Annotated in this window: 22 protein-coding genes; 10 read left to right on the forward strand and 12 right to left on the reverse strand. The window is 35.5% G+C overall.

Annotated features, from left to right (window positions below; translation table 11 throughout):
* Positions 1-606 carry a LemA family protein gene (locus BOQ62_RS20105; RefSeq protein WP_129042165.1) on the reverse strand — a complete coding sequence of 202 codons (606 nt, stop codon included), beginning with the start codon at positions 604-606 and terminating at the stop codon, positions 1-3.
* Between the two features lie 74 nt (positions 607-680).
* On the opposite strand from BOQ62_RS20105, the gene BOQ62_RS20110 reads away from it, so the two are divergent.
* Positions 681-1,178: a dihydrofolate reductase gene (locus BOQ62_RS20110; protein WP_129042166.1), complete on the forward strand. Its 498-nt coding sequence runs from the start codon at positions 681-683 to the stop codon at positions 1,176-1,178.
* A gap of 149 nt (positions 1,179-1,327) precedes the next feature.
* Positions 1,328-1,897, forward strand: a complete 570-nt coding sequence (locus BOQ62_RS20115; protein WP_105704103.1) for a hypothetical protein — start codon at positions 1,328-1,330, stop codon at positions 1,895-1,897.
* 276 nt (positions 1,898-2,173) lie between these two features.
* On the opposite strand, the gene BOQ62_RS20120 is transcribed toward BOQ62_RS20115, so the two are convergent.
* The 3 genes from BOQ62_RS20120 to BOQ62_RS20130 form a co-directional block, all read right to left on the reverse strand.
* A complete protein-coding gene (locus BOQ62_RS20120; RefSeq protein WP_129042167.1) occupies positions 2,174-2,809 on the reverse strand; it encodes a trimeric intracellular cation channel family protein in 636 nt (211 codons plus the stop codon).
* Positions 2,810-2,912: 103 nt separating this feature from the next.
* Positions 2,913-3,377, reverse strand: a complete 465-nt coding sequence (gene coaD / locus BOQ62_RS20125) for a pantetheine-phosphate adenylyltransferase (RefSeq protein WP_129042168.1) — start codon at positions 3,375-3,377, stop codon at positions 2,913-2,915.
* 97 nt (positions 3,378-3,474) lie between these two features.
* Positions 3,475-4,458, reverse strand: coding sequence for a D-alanine--D-alanine ligase (locus tag BOQ62_RS20130; RefSeq protein ID WP_129042169.1), 984 nt, complete (start codon positions 4,456-4,458; stop codon positions 3,475-3,477).
* 156 nt (positions 4,459-4,614) lie between these two features.
* Here BOQ62_RS20130 and BOQ62_RS20135 point away from each other — a divergent pair, with 156 nt between their 5' ends.
* The 5 genes from BOQ62_RS20135 (at position 4,615) to murI (ending at position 9,921) form a co-directional block, all read left to right on the forward strand.
* Positions 4,615-5,706, forward strand: coding sequence for a PASTA domain-containing protein (locus tag BOQ62_RS20135; protein ID WP_129042170.1), 1,092 nt, complete (start codon positions 4,615-4,617; stop codon positions 5,704-5,706).
* A gap of 72 nt (positions 5,707-5,778) precedes the next feature.
* Positions 5,779-6,852: an RluA family pseudouridine synthase gene (locus BOQ62_RS20140; protein ID WP_185146812.1), complete on the forward strand. Its 1,074-nt coding sequence runs from the start codon at positions 5,779-5,781 to the stop codon at positions 6,850-6,852.
* Positions 6,853-6,903: 51 nt separating this feature from the next.
* Positions 6,904-7,854 (forward strand): PorP/SprF family type IX secretion system membrane protein, encoded by a 951-nt coding sequence (locus BOQ62_RS20145; protein ID WP_047377725.1) that lies wholly within the window; start codon positions 6,904-6,906, stop codon positions 7,852-7,854.
* 51 nt (positions 7,855-7,905) lie between these two features.
* On the forward strand, positions 7,906-9,030 hold the full coding sequence (gene hemW, locus BOQ62_RS20150; RefSeq protein WP_129042171.1) for a radical SAM family heme chaperone HemW: 1,125 nt from the start codon (positions 7,906-7,908) through the stop codon (positions 9,028-9,030).
* A gap of 60 nt (positions 9,031-9,090) precedes the next feature.
* The gene (gene murI, locus BOQ62_RS20155; RefSeq protein ID WP_129042172.1) at positions 9,091-9,921 is read left to right on the forward strand and encodes a glutamate racemase; all 831 of its coding nucleotides are present in this window, start codon (positions 9,091-9,093) and stop codon (positions 9,919-9,921) included.
* A gap of 77 nt (positions 9,922-9,998) precedes the next feature.
* On the opposite strand, the gene BOQ62_RS20160 is transcribed toward murI, so the two are convergent.
* Positions 9,999-10,598 carry a nitroreductase family protein gene (locus tag BOQ62_RS20160; RefSeq protein WP_129042173.1) on the reverse strand — a complete coding sequence of 200 codons (600 nt, stop codon included), beginning with the start codon at positions 10,596-10,598 and terminating at the stop codon, positions 9,999-10,001.
* Between the two features lie 85 nt (positions 10,599-10,683).
* Between BOQ62_RS20160 and BOQ62_RS20165 the strand changes: the two genes are divergently transcribed.
* Positions 10,684-11,019 (forward strand): winged helix-turn-helix transcriptional regulator, encoded by a 336-nt coding sequence (locus BOQ62_RS20165; protein ID WP_129042174.1) that lies wholly within the window; start codon positions 10,684-10,686, stop codon positions 11,017-11,019.
* A gap of 7 nt (positions 11,020-11,026) precedes the next feature.
* Here BOQ62_RS20165 and BOQ62_RS20170 read toward each other — a convergent pair whose 3' ends face one another.
* The 6 genes from BOQ62_RS20170 to BOQ62_RS20195 form a co-directional block, all read right to left on the reverse strand.
* Positions 11,027-11,599: an RsmD family RNA methyltransferase gene (locus BOQ62_RS20170; protein ID WP_129042175.1), complete on the reverse strand. Its 573-nt coding sequence runs from the start codon at positions 11,597-11,599 to the stop codon at positions 11,027-11,029.
* An 85-nt stretch (positions 11,600-11,684) separates the two neighbouring features.
* Entirely contained in the window at positions 11,685-12,401 is a 717-nt protein-coding gene (locus BOQ62_RS20175) for a DUF3822 family protein (protein WP_129042176.1), read from the reverse strand.
* 18 nt (positions 12,402-12,419) lie between these two features.
* Entirely contained in the window at positions 12,420-12,914 is a 495-nt protein-coding gene (locus tag BOQ62_RS20180; RefSeq protein ID WP_129042177.1) for a Smr/MutS family protein, read from the reverse strand.
* A 128-nt stretch (positions 12,915-13,042) separates the two neighbouring features.
* Positions 13,043-13,540, reverse strand: coding sequence for a metallophosphoesterase family protein (locus BOQ62_RS20185; protein WP_129042178.1), 498 nt, complete (start codon positions 13,538-13,540; stop codon positions 13,043-13,045).
* A complete protein-coding gene (locus tag BOQ62_RS20190) occupies positions 13,540-13,989 on the reverse strand; it encodes a hypothetical protein (protein WP_129042179.1) in 450 nt (149 codons plus the stop codon). The genes BOQ62_RS20185 and BOQ62_RS20190 overlap by 1 nt, the downstream gene beginning before the upstream one ends.
* A 59-nt stretch (positions 13,990-14,048) precedes the next feature.
* Complete coding sequence (locus BOQ62_RS20195; protein WP_129042180.1) at positions 14,049-14,516, reverse strand: hypothetical protein; 468 nt, start codon at positions 14,514-14,516, stop codon at positions 14,049-14,051.
* Between the two features lie 120 nt (positions 14,517-14,636).
* On the opposite strand from BOQ62_RS20195, the gene BOQ62_RS24340 reads away from it, so the two are divergent.
* Entirely contained in the window at positions 14,637-15,053 is a 417-nt protein-coding gene (locus tag BOQ62_RS24340; RefSeq protein ID WP_262708371.1) for a serine hydrolase domain-containing protein, read from the forward strand.
* A 32-nt stretch (positions 15,054-15,085) separates the two neighbouring features.
* Positions 15,086-16,147, forward strand: coding sequence for a serine hydrolase (locus tag BOQ62_RS23995; protein ID WP_262708374.1), 1,062 nt, complete (start codon positions 15,086-15,088; stop codon positions 16,145-16,147).
* A gap of 185 nt (positions 16,148-16,332) precedes the next feature.
* Here BOQ62_RS23995 and BOQ62_RS20205 read toward each other — a convergent pair whose 3' ends face one another.
* Entirely contained in the window at positions 16,333-17,385 is a 1,053-nt protein-coding gene (locus tag BOQ62_RS20205) for a T9SS type A sorting domain-containing protein (protein WP_129042181.1), read from the reverse strand.
* Positions 17,386-17,457 lie beyond the last annotated feature (72 nt).

The raw sequence follows: 17,457 nt of genomic DNA on the forward strand, positions 1-17,457 counted from the left end.
TTATTTGAATGCTTCAGGGGCTTTTTCAGCACCTGCTTCAGCTTTGAAATAAGGTTTCTCTTTAAAGTTGGTGAAATTCGCCAGAATATTATTCGGGAAAGTCTTGATAGAAGTGTTGTAATCCTTTGCAGCATCGTTATAATAAACAGTTTCAGTTCTGATACTGTTTTCAATAGCAGTGTATTCTCTCTGGAAGTTGATGTACTGCTGGTCTGCCTTCAAATTAGGATAAGATTCTACTACAGCCATCAATCTGCTCAATGCTCCGGATAGTTCACCCTGTGCTGCCTGGAATTTAGCAATATCTGCTTCAGTCATATTCGTAGGATCGATGTTGATAGAAGTAGCTTTAGAACGTGCTTCTACAACTTTCGTTAAAGTTTCCTGTTCAAATTTTGAGTACGATTTTACGGTTCTTTCCAGATTCGGAATAAGATTCGCTCTTTTCTGATATACAGTCTCTACATTGGACCATTTTGCATTCACAGTCTGTTCTTTTTCTACAAAGCTGTTATATCCGCTTTTTCCCCAAAAGAATAGAATAGCCACAATGATAAGGAGGGCAATACCAATAGTTCCGGCACCCAAACATCCTTTATTTTTCATAGTTTATTTTTTTTAAATTTTTTGTGCTAACCAAATATACAAATTATGTGCTAATTTTGTAAAAAATTATTTGAATGACAACAATAGTGGTGGCAATGGGAGAGAAAAATGAAATTGGTTTTGAAAACCAGTTGCTTTGGCATCTTCCCAAAGATTTGAAACATTTTAAAGATATTACTTCAGGACATCCGATTATTATGGGAAGAAAAACCTACGAAAGTATTGGAAAGCCTCTTCCGAACCGTACCAATATTGTTGTGTCAAGAAAGAAAGACTGGTTTGAGGAGGGAATCCTTATTGTAGGAAGTATCAATGAAGCATTGAAATTTGCTAAGAAGATTGATGAAGACGTTTTCGTTATCGGTGGCGGAAATATCTATGAACAGACTATGGATCTTGTAGACAGACTTGAAGTTACTTTGGTGAAAGCAGATCTTAAAGCAGATACATTCTTTCCTAAAATAAATGAGAAAATCTGGAAAAAAACAAACGAAATCTTTCATAAAAAAGACGAAAAAAATGAATATGATTTCTGTTTTCAGACGTTTGAAAGAATTAGAAAAGAAGAATAACTGTCAATAGTGATTTTTTGCTTCGCAAAGTGAATCGTGAATTTCTCACAGGTATAAAAATTAACAAGTGCAGCGAATTGACCATTCACAATTGACTTTTTGAACTTTAAGCTCTAAATTTATTATCTTTGCACTTTTAAAATTTAATAATGAATAAATACATAAAAATTGCAGTAGCGGCACTTCTTATCCTGGCGGGACTTGGATTGATGATTTTTACAAGAAATCTTGGATGGGGAATTGTTGTTTTTCTTTTAGCTGCATTCCCAATCTTACTATTCTTTAAAAATGAATATATCCTCTTGGCCTTCTGGCAATTGAGAAAGCAGAATATGGAAAAAGCGGGAGAATGGTTATCAAAAATTACAGACTACAAAGGACAGCTTCATAAGACTCAATACGGTTATTTTCACTATTTATCAGGATTGACACAAGCTCAGGATCACCCTGCTAAAGTAGAACCTTTCATGAAGAAGGCTTTAGAGTACGGTTTGAATATGAAACATGACAGAGCGATGGCTACTTTGAATCTTGCTGCAGCAGCTATTTCTAAAGGAAGAAAACAGGAAGGACAGAAATTGCTTGAAGAAGCAAAAAGACTGGACAGTGCAGGAATGATGACGGATCAGATCAAAATGATGAAAGATCAGTTGAAGATGCCAACCATGCAGAAGCATATGCATAACCCAAATATGAGAAACAGAGGAAAATTCTTCTAGTTAAACTAATATATAATATAAAAGTCCTGAATTTTTCAGGACTTTTTATTTTTTTATTATTGGAATTAAAAGTTTCTTTTGAGCAAATAAATACTTTTAAACATTGTTGTGCGATTAAATTAAAGAATAATTAACAGATCGCTCCTCCGGAGCTATAATTTTAAAACAAATATATTCTATTAACAGCTAGCTCCCATTGGAGCTGGATTTGATCCCGTTGGAATCTACTGTTAGCAATATATTTAAACTTTTTATCGGGCAGTAATGACTTTTAAATTACATTTCCGAATTATTATGGTCATAACCATAAAATTTAGGCATTTGCCAGTGGTATTTTACAGCGAATGTTCGGATAGCTACAATTAGTAAAATAGTGAAGATTTGTATAAAAGTATAAGAAAACGTAGTATATCTGGTCATCAATAAAAATGCTGAACCACCCAATATACAGGCAGTAGCATAAATTTCTTTCCTGAAAATCAGCGGAATTCTGTTGAGTAAGATATCCCGGATAATTCCCCCAAAACAGCCCGTAATAGTACCCAATGCGATACAGATCATAGGGTGAATTCCTGCATTTAAACCTTTCTGAACACCGATAATGGTAAATAACCCAAGTCCAAAGCTGTCGAAGATAAATAAGGTTACCTTAAAGTTTTTCTCAAGAGATTTGAATACCATGGAAAAAATACTGGTTACCAGAATCAGGGCACACATCAGAATATCATGCATCCAGAATACAGGAATGTCCAGCAAAAGATCTCTCACAGTTCCTCCTCCTACAGAAGTTACAAATGCAATAATAAGTACTCCGAACGGATCAAGCCGTTTCTGCATTGCTGCAAAACTTCCTGACATGGAAAAGGCAATGGTCCCAAGGACTTCTATCGCAAAGTTGAACTGTTCGTGCATAAATATTATAATGGTAATGATAATTGATGAATGATTTTTTGCTTAAGCAAATTCTTGGCCATTATATCAATTATCATTTATCGCTTATCAAATATGGTTTTGTTTATTTCTCCACTCTCACCGAATCCGGAACCATCAGCTCATATTCGCCGCCGTGGGTAATAACTTCCCTTACAATGCTGCTGCTGATGAAAGATTTTCCTGAAGAAGTCAGTAAAAATACAGTCTCCAGCTTTTTGTGGGCTAACGTTCTGTTGGTATGAGCAATCGCTTTTTCAAATTCAAAATCGGCGGGGTTTCTCAATCCTCTGATGATGTACTGAGCATTTTTTTCAAAACAGTAATCTACCGTTAGACCTTCGAATGAGTCAACTTCTACATTGGGGAATTCTGCCACTGAATTTTGAATGAATTCCATTCTTTTTTCAAGAGGAAACATATATTTCTTTTGAGAATTCTGCCCTATTGCAATAATTAATTTATCAAACAGCGGTGCCGCTCTTTCTATAATGTCGTAATGTCCTAGTGTAATCGGGTCAAAAGACCCCGGGAAAACAGCAATTTTCATGTTGTACGAGTTATGATGTTGAATGGTAAATTATCTGTTAAAAGCTATGAGCATAATGTATATCTAACTTCTAACCTCTAAATTTCTAACTTCTATTTTATTTATTAAGGGCTTTTTCTACTTCATTTCCGCAAAGGTCCATGATGGAAATTCCATAATGTTTTGCCTGTTGAGGAAGAATACTTGCAGGAGAGAATCCAGGATTGGTATTCATTTCAAGCATATAAGGGATTCCGTTCATCAGAATAAATTCACTTCTTGAAAAACCACTCATTCCTAATGAATTGTAAGCTCTTTTGGCGATTTCTTCCACTCTTTTTGTAGTTTCTTCGTCAATTCTTGCCGGGGTAATTTCTTCAGAAGCGCCTTCATATTTGGCTTCATAATCGAAGAACTCATTAGTAGGAACAATTTCTGTAATTCCTAAAACAATAGTTTCACCTTTAAAATCTATAACACCTACGGAAACTTCCATACCGTCCAGGAAACTTTCAATCAGGATTTCATCATCCTCTTTGAAGGCAATTTCGGTAGCGGCAATCAGTTCAGACTTTTCTTTTACTTTGGAAATTCCCAAAGACGATCCGGATTGGTTGGGCTTTACAAACAAAGGAAGATTAAGCTCAGATACAATCTCATCTACATTGATATCTTCCCCTTTTCTTAAATAAATGCTTTTTGCCGAAGGAATTCCATATTTTGATAATACGGCAAGCGTATCTTTTTTATTGAAAGTAAGGGCACTCTGGTAAAAATCACAACCTGTATATTTTTGGCCAATGGCATTCCAGTAAGCCTGAAGAATTCCATTTTCTCCCGGAGTTCCATGGATGATATTGAAACATGCATCAAATTTTAAGGTTTCTCCATTATCTAAAGTCACAGAAAAATCTCCTCTGTTGATGGCATATTTTTGATCATTTTCACCTAAAAAATACCATTCATCTTTAAGGACTACTACTTTATATACGTCATAGAGATTTCTGTCTAAAGAATCATAAATCAATTGTCCGCTTTTTAAAGAAACGACATATTCATCAGAATAGCCTCCCATTACTACGGCAACACTTTTTTTGTTCATAACCATATAGTATCAATTAAGGCAAATTTAATCATTTTATGCAATGCAATATGGGAAATCCGCAAATTTTAAAATCAAAAATGAATTGTGTTAAATAAAAAGTCCATTCTAAAATTATTAGCTATATTTGCGGTTATAATTATAGTATTTTTAAGTATGCTTAAATCACTTTTCAATTGGAAAGTTTTACTGAATTTAGTAGTAGCCATCGGTATTTTCGTAGGGCTGGTGTGGCTTACGTTTCGCTGGTTGGAGTACCATACTAATCACGGTCAGGAAATTCCTGTTCCCAATATTGTAAATAAATCGGTACATGATGCCGTAAAAATATTAGATGATACAGGGCTTGAATATGAAGTAGACAGCGCCAATTACGATCCGAAATACAGACCTTTCCAGGTGTTAATGGTATATCCTGCCCCAGGTTCACGTGTAAAGGACGGAAGAACGGTAACCCTTAAAGTAAACCCAAGAACATGGGCTCCTATTGCTGTGCCGAATGTTATTAATAAATATTCAGGACTTGCCTTCCAGAGATTGGATCAGGTAGGTCTTAAAATCGGAGATACCATCTATGAACCAAGTATTCAGAAAGATGCTCTTTTAAGAATATTATATAAAGGAAATGCAGTAAACCCAGGCACCCGTTTACCTAGATTCTCTATTATTGACGTAGTAGTAGGTTCCGGACCTATGAGAAATATTACGATTCCTAATGTAGTAGGACTTACGGTAAAAGAGGCGAGAGCCGTAATTACCAAAAGTATGTTTGAAGTAGGTTTGGTAGAGCATGAAGACGGAAGTAAGGATGAATCTGATATTATTTACTATCAGGATCCTGCCTCAGGAGATGTTCGTGATCAGGGAATGCAGATTGACCTTTGGGCAAGTAAGAAAACTCCCGCAGAACTGAGAGCGAAAGTAGAACAGCTGAATTCTATCTACAGAATGAAAGTGGATACTTCACTTCCTCCTGTACGATATGAAGAAGTACACAGTGAACCAAACTATGAAGCGCCGCCAGTACCAGCTCCTGCACCCCGAAGAGAAACTCCAAAACCTGAAGTTCCGAAAACTGAGACTCCAAAACCTCAGACTACAACTTCAAAACCTGCAGGCCAAAGTACAGAGAAGCCTAAAACTTCTACCAATACTCCTGCTACAGGAAGTACAGCCAAACCGGCAGCTTCAACAACGACACAACAGCCTGCTCAAAAGCCGAAAGCTAAGAAGGTCGTTGTAGAATAAGATCAGATTAATATCAAAAATACAGGCTTCAACTATAAAATGTTGAAGCCTTTTGTGTAAAAAAATAAAACAATGTCAGAAGATAACGAAGATTTTTTAGATGAAGAATTATTAGATTCCAACAGTATTGAAAACATCGATATTGACGAGGAAAATAAAGGATTATATGAACATCTTAATATCACTGTAGACAACAAACAGGAACCATTAAGAATTGATAAGTTCCTTTTGATATACAGGCAGAATTCTTCAAGAAATAAGATTTCACAAACCTGCAGAGCCGGAAACGTTATTGTGAACGGAACTGCGGTGAAACAGAATTATCGTGTAAAACCGGGAGATCAGATTTCTGTATTGCTTACCCATCCTCCAAGAGAGAACGTCATTATTCCTCAGGATATTCCTGTAAACATCATTTATGAAGATGATGATCTTGTAGTCGTAGATAAAGAAGCAGGAATGGTAGTGCACCCTGGATTTGGAAACTGGGACGGAACATTGGTGAATGCACTGGCTTTCCATTTTGAAAAGAATGGCGAAAAATCTGATCTTGACAGAGTAGGACTTGTTCACAGGATTGATAAAGATACATCAGGACTGCTGGTAATCGCTAAGAATGAATATGCATTGAGCTTCCTTGCAAAACAATTCTTTAACCGTACTACAAAAAGGCTGTATTGGGCTTTTGTATGGGGAAATATGCAGGATGATGAGGGTACTATAAGAGGTCATATCGGAAGACATCCTAAAAACAGAATGCAGATGTCCGTTTATGAAGACGGAAGCCAGGGGAAACACGCTGTGACGCATTATAAAGTTCTTGAGAGATTCAAGTACATGACCTGGGTAGAATGTAAACTTGAGACCGGAAGAACGCATCAGATCAGGGCGCATTTCAGACACATTGGACATACTTTGTTTAATGATGAAAGATATGAAGGTCATACACCTTTAAGAGGCGTAAATCTTCCGAAATACAAACAATTTATAAAAAATGTTTTCGAGATTTTGCCAAGACACGCACTTCATGCTCATACCCTCGGATTTATACACCCGACGACTAAAAAGGAATTATATTTTGAGAGCCCAATGCCCAAAGATATGGCGGATGCTGTAAAAAAATGGAGAAATTATTTAGAAAACTAAAAATATATTGAGAATTTTTTTATATTTGTTGAATTGAAATCAAGATTTGTTATGAGAAAACTATATGCTATCGTATGTTTAGCTCTTTTGTCAAATGCATACAAAGCACAAGAATCACTACCATACTATCAGCAATATCTTTTGGATGGTGAGTTCCTGTTCAACCCAGCTCAATACGGAAAAACAGATTACGTACAGCTCAACGCCAATTATCAACAACAATTTTCAAAGTTCAACAATTCTCCGAATGTACAGTCAATCGGGATTAACGCGAATATCTTTGATAGAGTAGGTGCTGGTATTTCCGTGTTTAGAGATAGCAACGGGCCTATTTCTGCAGGGGGAATTACAGCTGGTGCTTCATATTTTATTCCTCTAAGTAGTGAAGGAGACAGAAAAGACCAGTTCTCTTTCGGTACTAGTGTTAACTTCTATAACATGAACTTTGATTATTCTAAAATTAATACTGAAGAAGGAGGTGACCCGTTATTAAGAGGTGAGGAAAGTAACATCTTCATGGTGTATGCCAATTTCGGTTTGGCTGCTACCTACAGAGGTCTATTCGGGGGTGTTTCCGTGAATGATATCGCATTAAGTAATGATGCCTCTATCGTAAACAACTACGAGCCTTCTCCAATTAAATTCTTCTTAAACTTAGGATATAACTGGAACATTGCTGACAATATTACTATTGCACCATCAGCATTGATTAACCTTAATACAAACTCAACGAGAATGATCGACTGGAACTTAATGGCGACTTTCTCTAATGATATCAACGCATTCTCTTTCGGGGTAAGCTACAGAACGGTTCAGAACAGATTTGATAACCAAAACCTGAGCATCTCTCCAATTGTAAAAGTAAGATTCAACAAATTCATGATCGGAGCTACTTATAACCTTGGAATATCTGATATCCAGAGCTATGGTGGAAACAGCTTCATGATTGGTCTGGGGTATAACTTTGACAACTTCATTAATGCTAGAGGATTTAGATACTAATTAATTTAATTTAAATAAATTTGAGCTCTGAAATTTTTCAGAGCTTTTTTTATGATATATATTCACATTCCGTTCTGTAAACAAAAATGCAGTTATTGTAACTTTCATTTTTCAACATCCCTGAATTTCAAGGATGAAATGCTCCGTGCTATGAAAGCTGAAATACAGCTGAGAAAAGATGAATTGCAGAACAAAAACCTGAAATCGCTGTATTTTGGAGGCGGAACACCCTCTATTCTTTCTGTAGATGAAATCAGTTCCGTGATAGATGAAGTATTAAAATATTTCAGTTTTGAAAAAGATATAGAAGTCACTCTGGAAGCTAATCCGGATGATCTGGATAAAAGTTTCCTAAAACAACTGGCTGGAACTCCGGTAAACAGATTATCTATTGGTACTCAAAGTTTTTTTGAAGAAGATTTAAAACTCATGAACAGGGCTCACAGTGCTTCCGAAGCAGAAAGTTCTATCAAACGTGCTCAGGATTTTGGTTTTGAAAACCTGAGTATTGATCTGATTTACGGTTCACCCACTTCCAATCTTGAGATCTGGAAAGAAAACCTGAATAAAACCATCGCTCTGGAAGTTCCACATATTTCATCTTATGCATTGACGGTAGAGCCCAAAACAGCTTTGGAAAACTGGATATCAAAAGGAAAAGTAAAAAGTCCCAAAGAAGAAGAACAAAACAAAGAATTCTATTACTTGTCTGATTTTTTAAAAGACAATGGTTTTGAGCATTATGAAGTCTCCAATTTTGCAAAACCCGGTTTCTACTCACGACACAATTCTGCTTACTGGAAATACAATGAATATCTTGGTATAGGCCCTTCAGCACATTCTTATAACGGATTTGATGTCAGAAGCTGGAATGTAGCCAATAATCAGCAATACATTAAAAAACTGAATGATAAACTTTTGGCTAAGGAAGAGGAAATCCTTTCCAAAGAAGATCAGTTTAATGAGATGATTATGATTGGTTTGCGTACCATCTGGGGGGTAGATCTGGAAAGCTTAAATAATAAATTTTCAGAGAGGATGTTAGAGCATTTTCAAAGAGAAATAAAATCCAAAATTGAAGAAGGTATTTTAACTATTGAGAATGATCATTTAAAAATCCCTGAAAAACATTGGTTTATGGCAGATGGAATTGCTTCAGATTTGTTTATTGTATAATGTCTGTATGTATACAGTATGCCATAAAATTCACTATTTTTGTATAAAATTTCAACTCATTTGAAAACTAAAAAACAAGATTATTCACATCTTTCACCAAGCCAGCCTATCGGAATTTTCGACAGCGGGGTAGGAGGTCTTACCGTTGCCAAAGAAATCAAAAGACTTCTTCCTAACGAAGATCTGATCTATTTTGGAGATACAAAGCACCTTCCTTACGGGGAAAAGTCTAAAGATGCTATTATTGAATATTCTACAAAGATTACTAATTTTCTGCTGGAGCAGAACTGCAAAGCGATTGTAATTGCCTGTAATACGGCAACCGCTAACGCATTGAATGAAGTGATGAAGTCCGTTGCAGGAAAAGTTCCGGTCATAGACGTTATTAATCCTGTTGCTGAAAAAGTATCTTATGAAATCCACAATAATGTAGGAGTAATTGCTACCAAAGCCACTGTAAATTCGGGGTTGTATAAGAAGAGCATTAGAAAGCATAATAAATGGATCAAAGTGGATGAACTGGCTACACCACTATTGGTTCCTGCCATTGAAGAAGGGTTTAAAAATCATCCGATCACGCACGCTATTATTTATAATTATTTAAGCAATAACAAGTTAAAAAATATTGAAACGTTGATTTTGGGCTGTACCCATTATCCTCTTTTAATAGATGAAATCAAACAGTATTACGGAAACAGAGTTCGTGTGATAGACTCTCCGAACATTGTAGCCAATCATCTTAAGATTATTCTGGATAAGTATAATCTCTTGAATGATCATAATTCAAAACCGAATTATCATTTCTATCTTTCGGATATTACCAAGAACTTTGAGAAAATCTCTAAGAAATTCTTTGGAAAAACAATTGATTTAGAATTGAAAGTATTATAGATAAAAAGTCTGCTCTAAATAGCAGACTTTTTTATTTGTGTTCTTTGTGAAATAATTTGTGAAATTCGTGTTTGAAATTACGCTTCCACAATTACTTTTTCAGCATTCAGCCTTTTCTTTGGATTAAACTTTGGCTGGTTGGTATCAGCTTCATCTCTTTCCCCGATGGCTACAGCAAATAGCGTCTCGTAATTTTCATTTTTCAGAATATCGTCATACTGATCCGGCTCAATGCCTTCCATTGGTGTAGAATCTATTCCCATCGCTGCACATGCAGATAAAAGCACTCCTAAAGATAAATAAACCTGATGCCCAAGCCATGATTTGATAGCCTCTTCTCCCTTAGGTTTTACCATAGTCCGGTAATAATTAACAGAACCCTCCGGAAGGTTTTCTTCAATTTGCTTTTCAAAGTTTTCTACGTTTTTGATCACCTGAAAGACAATGATATGGCTGCTATCCAACACTTTTTCTTTATTAAAATAAGACTTGTCACCCAATTGCTTTTTCAGTTCCGGATCATTTACAAAAACAAAGTTCCATGGCTGGCTGTTAATGGATGAAGGGCTTAAATTTAAAATCTCCTGAAGCGTTGTAATTTGTTCTTCACTGATTTTTACCTGCGGGTTATACTTTTTTACAGTATACCTGTTTTTCATTTTGTCTAAGAAGTTCATAATTTTATACTATCATTTTTATAGTTACAAAATTAATTTAAGTTTCTTAACTTTGCAATAACGGTAAAAAATGATAGTATAAAAAATGTATACCATAGATAATAAATCCTATCCCTGCTGTACCAGTGTCACTATGAAATTTATAGGTGGGAAATGGAAAGCAGTAATTTTACACCATCTTATTGGCGGTGCAAAGCGATATAATGAGATAAGAAAATCAATTCCTACCATTACGGAAAGAACATTGAGTTTACAGCTAAAACAATTGGAAGAAGACGGAATTGTAGAAAGAAAAGTTTTTACAGAAAAACCTCCTTTAGTGGTAGAATATGAATTAACAGACTTTGGAAAAACGCTATTGCCTGTTCTGGAAGCGATAACAAAATGGGGTGAAGCCGCTCCGGTTATCTCAAAAAAATAATCAGGAATTAAAGTTCCTGATTATCTTCTTTATTCGGTTCAAAAAAACTAAAACTTACGTTTCCGTATTTTCGGGTATCTATTAAGTTGGGATGGTCAAACTTCATGCGGCTTTGGTGCTCTACAATAAGAACTCCGTTTTCTTTCAGGTATTTATTGTTTAAAACCAAAGAGATCAGTTCGTGGTATTTTTTCTCTTCCATTTCAAAAGGTGCATCAGAGAAAACAATCTCAAAAGATTTTTTATTTCTGAATTTTTTAAGCCAGTCGAATACATCACCTCTCTGCATATTGATCTGAAGTGCCATGTCAAGTTCAGCTGCTGTAGAGTTGATAAATGCGGTATGTTTTGGGTTCATCTCCACAGAAGTAATATTCTGGCATCCTCTGGAAGCAAATTCAAGGGTAATAGAGCCAATTCCGGCAAAAAGATCAAGCACGGAGATGGACTGCATGTCATATTTATTTTCCAGAATGCTGAATAAAGCCTCCTTCGCAAAATCGGTGGTAGGTCTTACATCAAAGTTTTTAGGAGCGGCAATTTTTTTGGCTTTCCATTTGCCTGATATGATTCTGAACATATTTTTTGTTAGGGTTTAGGTGGTAGATTATAGGTAGCAGGTGACTGTTTCTAGGAACTAATCTCTAATTTCTGCGGCCTGAAACCTAGTTAAGTATAAAATTCTTGTTTGGAATATTGTCAAAAACAATTTTTAAGTTTTTAACAAATTTCTGAAGTTCGGAGATGAATGTTTCATTTTCCGTAGTTTCTCCATAAGCATAAAAAGTAGTTTCATTGATTCCGAAACCTATTTTGCTCAATGTAAACATGATGAAATAAAGAAAATCTACTTCAGAATTGACATCCAGATTATTATAAAGAATGATTTTTTTATTGTCAATCGCAAAAAACTCACACTGGTTATGATACAAATTGATGTGAATTTCTTTAGTGGTTTTATTATTGATCGAACTTAAAAACTTTTCTCCTGAAAAATTAAAATGAACCGGAATTGCCAGCTCTTTTATTTTCTTGTAATAGTTTTTAGGAAAAGTATAATAAAACTGAATATTGAATTTTTTATTAATAGAAAGCATAAGCTCTTCACGTTCTCTGTCGGCGGGAGCGTTGAAGGCGATCAGATCAAATCCTGTCTCATGCTCAGAAAAACCTTCCGGCATCAGGGTAAAATGATTAAATGCGGAAATCACCTGGATCTCTTCATAGCGCTGCTTAATAAGAACTTCATCCAGCTGCTGCTCAATAAGATTGGCTGGCGTCTCTTCAGTCACGAAATAAGACTTTTCCTCCAGAATGTTTTTGTTCTTAACAATCTGATAGATTAATCCGTCTTTGGTAAAAAGTAAATTAAGTACGTTCATATTTCAATTCCTGCAAATTTAGTGAAATTCTACCATTACCGCACCCGATTGATGGTGAAGTATTTCCTTATTATAAAAATCAATATTGACCTGGCTTTCCAAAACGTCCCGAACCATCCTCTGCAAAGTCCCGTCACCAATGCCGTGAACAATTTCCAGTCTCTTTAGGTTGTTTTTTCTGCAAAATTCAATCACTTCAATTAATTTTTCCTTTTGAATAAACAATCTTTCAAAGCTGTCATAGTCATTAGGATTCTTTACCAAATTATGAAAATGCAAGTCTAAAACCAAATGATTTTTCTGATGCTTCTTAGAAATGATTTTTTTAGGTTCTGGTTTTCTTACCACTCGGATATTTTCATAAAGATCAGCATCTTTAGGAACCAGTTTTTCTTTTGGATATTGATGGGTGAAGCCATATTCATCTTTAAAAACGACAATATTTCCCTTCACGGAAGTAATTACTCCGCTTAAATCTTCATCTACTACCGAAACCTTATCACCGATCTTCATATTTTTTTAAGAATTGTCTGAACCCATTATTGGTGCAAAGGTAAAAAGTAAAAGGTATAGAAAACAAACTCTCTTATTCTCAAACGTTCACACTCTCCAATCCTAAAACTTTCCAACCCTCTCACTCATCAAACCCTCGGTCCCAGTTCAATCACTTCCAGATCTTTGATTTCCTCACCATCTACCACAAAGCGCATCATGGTTCTCACTTTATGCCACCCCTGTTTGCCGCAAGCACCAGGATTCAGATGAAGAAGGCTGTTTTTCTCATCATACATCGCTTTCAAAATATGAGAATGCCCTGAAATAAACAATTTCGGAGCTTTCTTTGAGATTTCTTTCTTCGTGAGTGGAGTATATTTTCCGGGATACCCTCCGATGTGGATCATCAAGACTTCCAGCTTTTCACAGAAGAAACGGTTTACTTCCGGAAATTCGGATTGAATTTTAGCATTATCAATGTTTCCGTAAACGCCTTTTAAAGGTTTTATTTTTTCCAGCTGTTCAATCACATCCAGACTTCCGAAATCTCCACAATGCCACACTTCATCGGCCTGAGAAGCATATTCCAGAATTCTGTCATCAATATAAGAGTGAGAGTCGGAAAGAAGAAGAACTTTGGTCATTATCTAAGGGTTCTTTCAGTAATATTTTCGTGGTATTTATCTTTGAATACCGCTACACGCTCAGGATTTAGCTCGCCATCATGATTGAGTACTCTTTCTTTCAGTAACCATTTTACCAGCTTTTCCATTCCTTTTTTTGAATTCATGAAATTGGAGATTTTACCAAGATCAGTAGATTCTACTCTTGTTTTTTCTGTGAGAAAATTAAGTATGAAGTAATCATCACTTACATATCTTGGTGTTTCATTATCCATATATCGGTAAAGAAGGATCTCTTGATCATCTTTCATCGAGAAAAATGAATACTGTGCTACGTTGATTTTTTCAGCTTTCAGGATCTGTTTTCCATCCACCAACACTTTATCGTCTTTGATGGTTACATCCTGAGAGAAATATAAATTACAGCTTATCATCAGTAAGAAGAAAGCCAATAATCTGTTTATTGTCATTATTACTATTTTTTTAAGATTGCAAATATAAAGAAGCTTTCCTCAATTCATACGAGGACTTAATCCGTAATATTTCTTGTTTTTCTGATAGAATCAAGTTTCTTTTCAATATCAGCACTGAAAACCTTTTTTAATTTCAACTGATTATCTGTAAGTTTTGAAATAACAAAAGTACCGGTCATATTGGTATTGTAAGGAAATATTATAGTCAGTGTAGAATCTGAAGCTTTTTTCCAGCTCCCGATATAACGGTCTGGTTTTTCATTTCTTTTAGTAACAGGTTCTTCCAAGGTATCATATCTTAAGGTCGATTTTATTAGATTTCCTGTAATTTTTCCGTTTTTCTGGAATCTGATTCCTTCTCTTCTTGCCTCAAAACCATCTTGTTTCTCATAAGTATAAATATAAGTATCCATTTTACTGAGATTCCAGGTTTGTAAAAGAAAAGGATTGGCAGTTTTGTCCTGGGCTTTAATACCAATGATCGCGAAAAAAGAGAAAATACAGATACAAATAGGCTTTTTCATGAATACAACTGATTTATTGTAAAGTTTTAATACTGCTAAAATTAGCATCGCTTAATATTTAGTAAATTTGGGAAAATTAAAATAAACAATGAAACAGAAACTTTCTTTTTCATTTTTCTTTTGACCGTAGGATTGACCAATGCGCAGGTTGAAGAAAAAAAGCTGGATGAACTGATCCAAAATACCCTGAAAACCTTTGACGTGCCTGGAATGTCCGTAGGAATTGTAAAAGATGGGAAAATGATCTATTCCAAAGGTTTTGGAGTACGTTCTCTTACCACTAAACAGCCTATGGATGACAATACGTTGGTTGGGATTGCTTCCAATTCTAAGGGGTTTACCTGTACAGCGTTAGCCATCTTAGCAGACGAAGGAAAGCTGAATTGGGATGATAAAGTTTCAAAATATATTCCTGAGTTCCAAATGTATGATCCTTACGTTTCTCAAAATGTAACAATCAAAGATCTTATTACCCACAGAGCCGGATTAGGACTTGGACAGGGAGATCTTATGTTTTTCCGGAAGGAGGAAGCTTAACGGTTAATGATATCGTTCACAATGTAAGATATCTGAAGCCGGAAAACCCTTTCAGAACAAAATTGGATTATAACAACATCATGTTTATTGTTGCAGGAGAAGTGATTCACAGAGTTTCCGGATTAAGCTGGGCTGAATTTATTGAACAGAGAATCATGAAACCTGTAGGAATGACTTCAAGTTTCGGAAGCTACAACAGAGCAAAAGCTACAGCCAATAAAATTGATGCACATGCTCCGGTAGATGGAAAAGCTATTGCTGTTCCTCATGATTGGAATGAGACAGGAAATGCAGCAGGAGGAATTATGAGTAATATCAAAGATATGACTACCTGGGCAGAATGTCTGTTGAATAACTTCACCACAAAAGATGGAAAAAAGTTGGTTTCTGACAAGAATGTTCAACAGCTTTGGAGTCTGCAGATTCCAGACAGAGTAGCGGCGAAAAATCCATATGACACAAGTTTTTACGGATATGGGTTAGGGTGGTTCCTAAGTGATGTTAAAGGACATAAACAAGTACAACATACCGGTGGTTTGATTGGAACGGTTACACAGTTTACTTTAATTCCGGATATGAAACTGGGAATTATAGTTTTAACAAACCAACAGTCAGGTGCAGCTTTCAACACCATTACGAATACCGTTAAAGATTCTTATCTTGGGGTTGCAGACAGAAACTGGCTGAAAACATACGGTGACAGAATGTCTAAAATGGAAGCTGAATTTGACAAACAGAAGAAAGATGCTTTTGCAAAATTTGAAGCCTTCAAAAAAGAAAAATCCCTTCAGCCTAAAGCAGAGCAGTTTACAGGAACATACAATGATGTTTGGTTTGGTGATGTAGAAATTGCTCAGCAGGGAAATACCTACAGAATTTCATGTAAAAACTCTCCGAGATTAAAAGGGGAACTGCTTCCATATTCTAACAACTCATTTATCATTAAATGGGACGACAGAAGCTATGATGCTGATGCCTATATTATTTTCAGCTATGACGAGAACGGAAAAGCAGAATCTGCAAAATTGAAGGCAATCTCTGATGTGACAGATTTCAGTTTTGATTTTGATGATCTGGATTTGAAAAAGAAATAAAACGAGGAATCACAAAAAATATTCTATAGGAAGGGGCTTTCGTCATATTTGACTTTGCAAGCACAAGAGAGAGCCTTTTCTTCTTGAATTCATTTAAAAGGTTTAGCCAAAACATAAAAGAGGATTCCGGTACATACTGGAATCCTCCTTTTGAATCAATATTTTAATCTTAGCTTTAGCTTTTTTTATTCTTTAATAAATTTCCTAATAACATCCCCGATCTGAATGATATAAGCTCCTTTTACCAGATTGCTTACATTAATAGATTCCCGTTCCAATCTTCCGGAAAGAACAAGATTTCCTTTTATTCCGAAGATTTTATATTCTTTTGTGGGAGCATTTCGTACATTTAATATATCTTTTGCAGGAATAGGATAAATAGCGGTGGTATTTTTATGGTTTTTCTGATCTGAAACTGAAAGGGCTGCCAAATCCGCATTTAATATAGAACCTGCAAAAAAATCTGTTACATATATCGTATTACCATTTACAGCCAGTCCGGAAGGATATTGAAATCCACTGGAAATAAGCCCGTCTGATATGACAGGATTGGCTGAAGCGTAATTAAGTTTAGAAACCTTAGCTGCTCCTGCCTCACAAATAAATAATTCCTGTCCATAAGAAGCAAGACCAGACGGATAGTTTAGCCCCTGCGCTATAATCTCAGGCGAACTGGAGCTGTTCATGTCAAATTTTGAAACCCTTCCTTCAAATCTTTCTGTAAAATAAATAATCTTATCAATAATCTCAATTTCAAACGGAGATTGTGCAGATGTTACATCAATCAGTTGAGGCGGGTTTTGACTTACATCTATCTTTGCGATCTTATTGTCACCCTCAAGTGCCATATACAGATCATTTCCTACGAATTCCAATCCAAGAGGACTGCTGATACCTGTTAATACAACTTCACGGCTTGGATTGCTAGAAGTAAGGTCAACCTTAGAAATCTGATCTCCCCCAAACTCTGAAACATACAGGACATTGTTTCTCAAAGCAAGTCCATAAGGACGATTGACACCTGTAACAACATCAACCGGGGGAGAAGCGGGATCATTTATATTGATTTTGATGACTTTATCCTCTGAATACAGTCCGATATACATGGTATTGCCGTCAATAATCATAGGATTGGGGGTGTTCAGATTACTAATAAATACATTTGCAGTAGCTTGTGCATATAATCTGGCTCCTGTTAAAAAGATGATAAACACGAAGAAATAAAGTTGTTTTTTCATTTATTTTTATTTAGAATAATTAAATTTTAAAACAAAAGTATATTAATAAAAACAAAATTTATAGGAATGTGA

Origin of the sequence: Chryseobacterium sp. CH21 (assembly GCF_004119445.1) — a bacterium.
In the GTDB taxonomy this organism is placed as follows: Bacteria; Bacteroidota; Bacteroidia; order Flavobacteriales; family Weeksellaceae; genus Chryseobacterium.

What these genes read in the sequence shown, in the direction of transcription:
- BOQ62_RS20105 (WP_129042165.1), bottom strand. Translation starts at nt 606, where the DNA reads ATGAAAAATAAAGGATGTTTGGGTGCCGGAACTATTGGTATTGCCCTC.
- BOQ62_RS20110 (WP_129042166.1), top strand. Translation starts at nt 681, where the DNA reads ATGACAACAATAGTGGTGGCAATGGGAGAGAAAAATGAAATTGGTTTT.
- BOQ62_RS20115 (WP_105704103.1), top strand. Translation starts at nt 1,328, where the DNA reads ATGAATAAATACATAAAAATTGCAGTAGCGGCACTTCTTATCCTGGCG.
- BOQ62_RS20120 (WP_129042167.1), bottom strand. Translation starts at nt 2,809, where the DNA reads ATGCACGAACAGTTCAACTTTGCGATAGAAGTCCTTGGGACCATTGCC.
- coaD (WP_129042168.1), bottom strand. Translation starts at nt 3,377, where the DNA reads ATGAAAATTGCTGTTTTCCCGGGGTCTTTTGACCCGATTACACTAGGA.
- BOQ62_RS20130 (WP_129042169.1), bottom strand. Translation starts at nt 4,458, where the DNA reads ATGAACAAAAAAAGTGTTGCCGTAGTAATGGGAGGCTATTCTGATGAA.
- BOQ62_RS20135 (WP_129042170.1), top strand. Translation starts at nt 4,615, where the DNA reads ATGCTTAAATCACTTTTCAATTGGAAAGTTTTACTGAATTTAGTAGTA.
- BOQ62_RS20140 (WP_185146812.1), top strand. Translation starts at nt 5,779, where the DNA reads ATGTCAGAAGATAACGAAGATTTTTTAGATGAAGAATTATTAGATTCC.
- BOQ62_RS20145 (WP_047377725.1), top strand. Translation starts at nt 6,904, where the DNA reads ATGAGAAAACTATATGCTATCGTATGTTTAGCTCTTTTGTCAAATGCA.
- hemW (WP_129042171.1), top strand. Translation starts at nt 7,906, where the DNA reads ATGATATATATTCACATTCCGTTCTGTAAACAAAAATGCAGTTATTGT.
- BOQ62_RS20160 (WP_129042173.1), bottom strand. Translation starts at nt 10,598, where the DNA reads ATGAACTTCTTAGACAAAATGAAAAACAGGTATACTGTAAAAAAGTAT.
- BOQ62_RS20165 (WP_129042174.1), top strand. Translation starts at nt 10,684, where the DNA reads ATGTATACCATAGATAATAAATCCTATCCCTGCTGTACCAGTGTCACT.
- BOQ62_RS20170 (WP_129042175.1), bottom strand. Translation starts at nt 11,599, where the DNA reads ATGTTCAGAATCATATCAGGCAAATGGAAAGCCAAAAAAATTGCCGCT.
- BOQ62_RS20175 (WP_129042176.1), bottom strand. Translation starts at nt 12,401, where the DNA reads ATGAACGTACTTAATTTACTTTTTACCAAAGACGGATTAATCTATCAG.
- BOQ62_RS20180 (WP_129042177.1), bottom strand. Translation starts at nt 12,914, where the DNA reads ATGAAGATCGGTGATAAGGTTTCGGTAGTAGATGAAGATTTAAGCGGA.
- BOQ62_RS20185 (WP_129042178.1), bottom strand. Translation starts at nt 13,540, where the DNA reads ATGACCAAAGTTCTTCTTCTTTCCGACTCTCACTCTTATATTGATGAC.
- BOQ62_RS20190 (WP_129042179.1), bottom strand. Translation starts at nt 13,989, where the DNA reads ATGACAATAAACAGATTATTGGCTTTCTTCTTACTGATGATAAGCTGT.
- BOQ62_RS20195 (WP_129042180.1), bottom strand. Translation starts at nt 14,516, where the DNA reads ATGAAAAAGCCTATTTGTATCTGTATTTTCTCTTTTTTCGCGATCATT.
- BOQ62_RS20205 (WP_129042181.1), bottom strand. Translation starts at nt 17,385, where the DNA reads ATGAAAAAACAACTTTATTTCTTCGTGTTTATCATCTTTTTAACAGGA.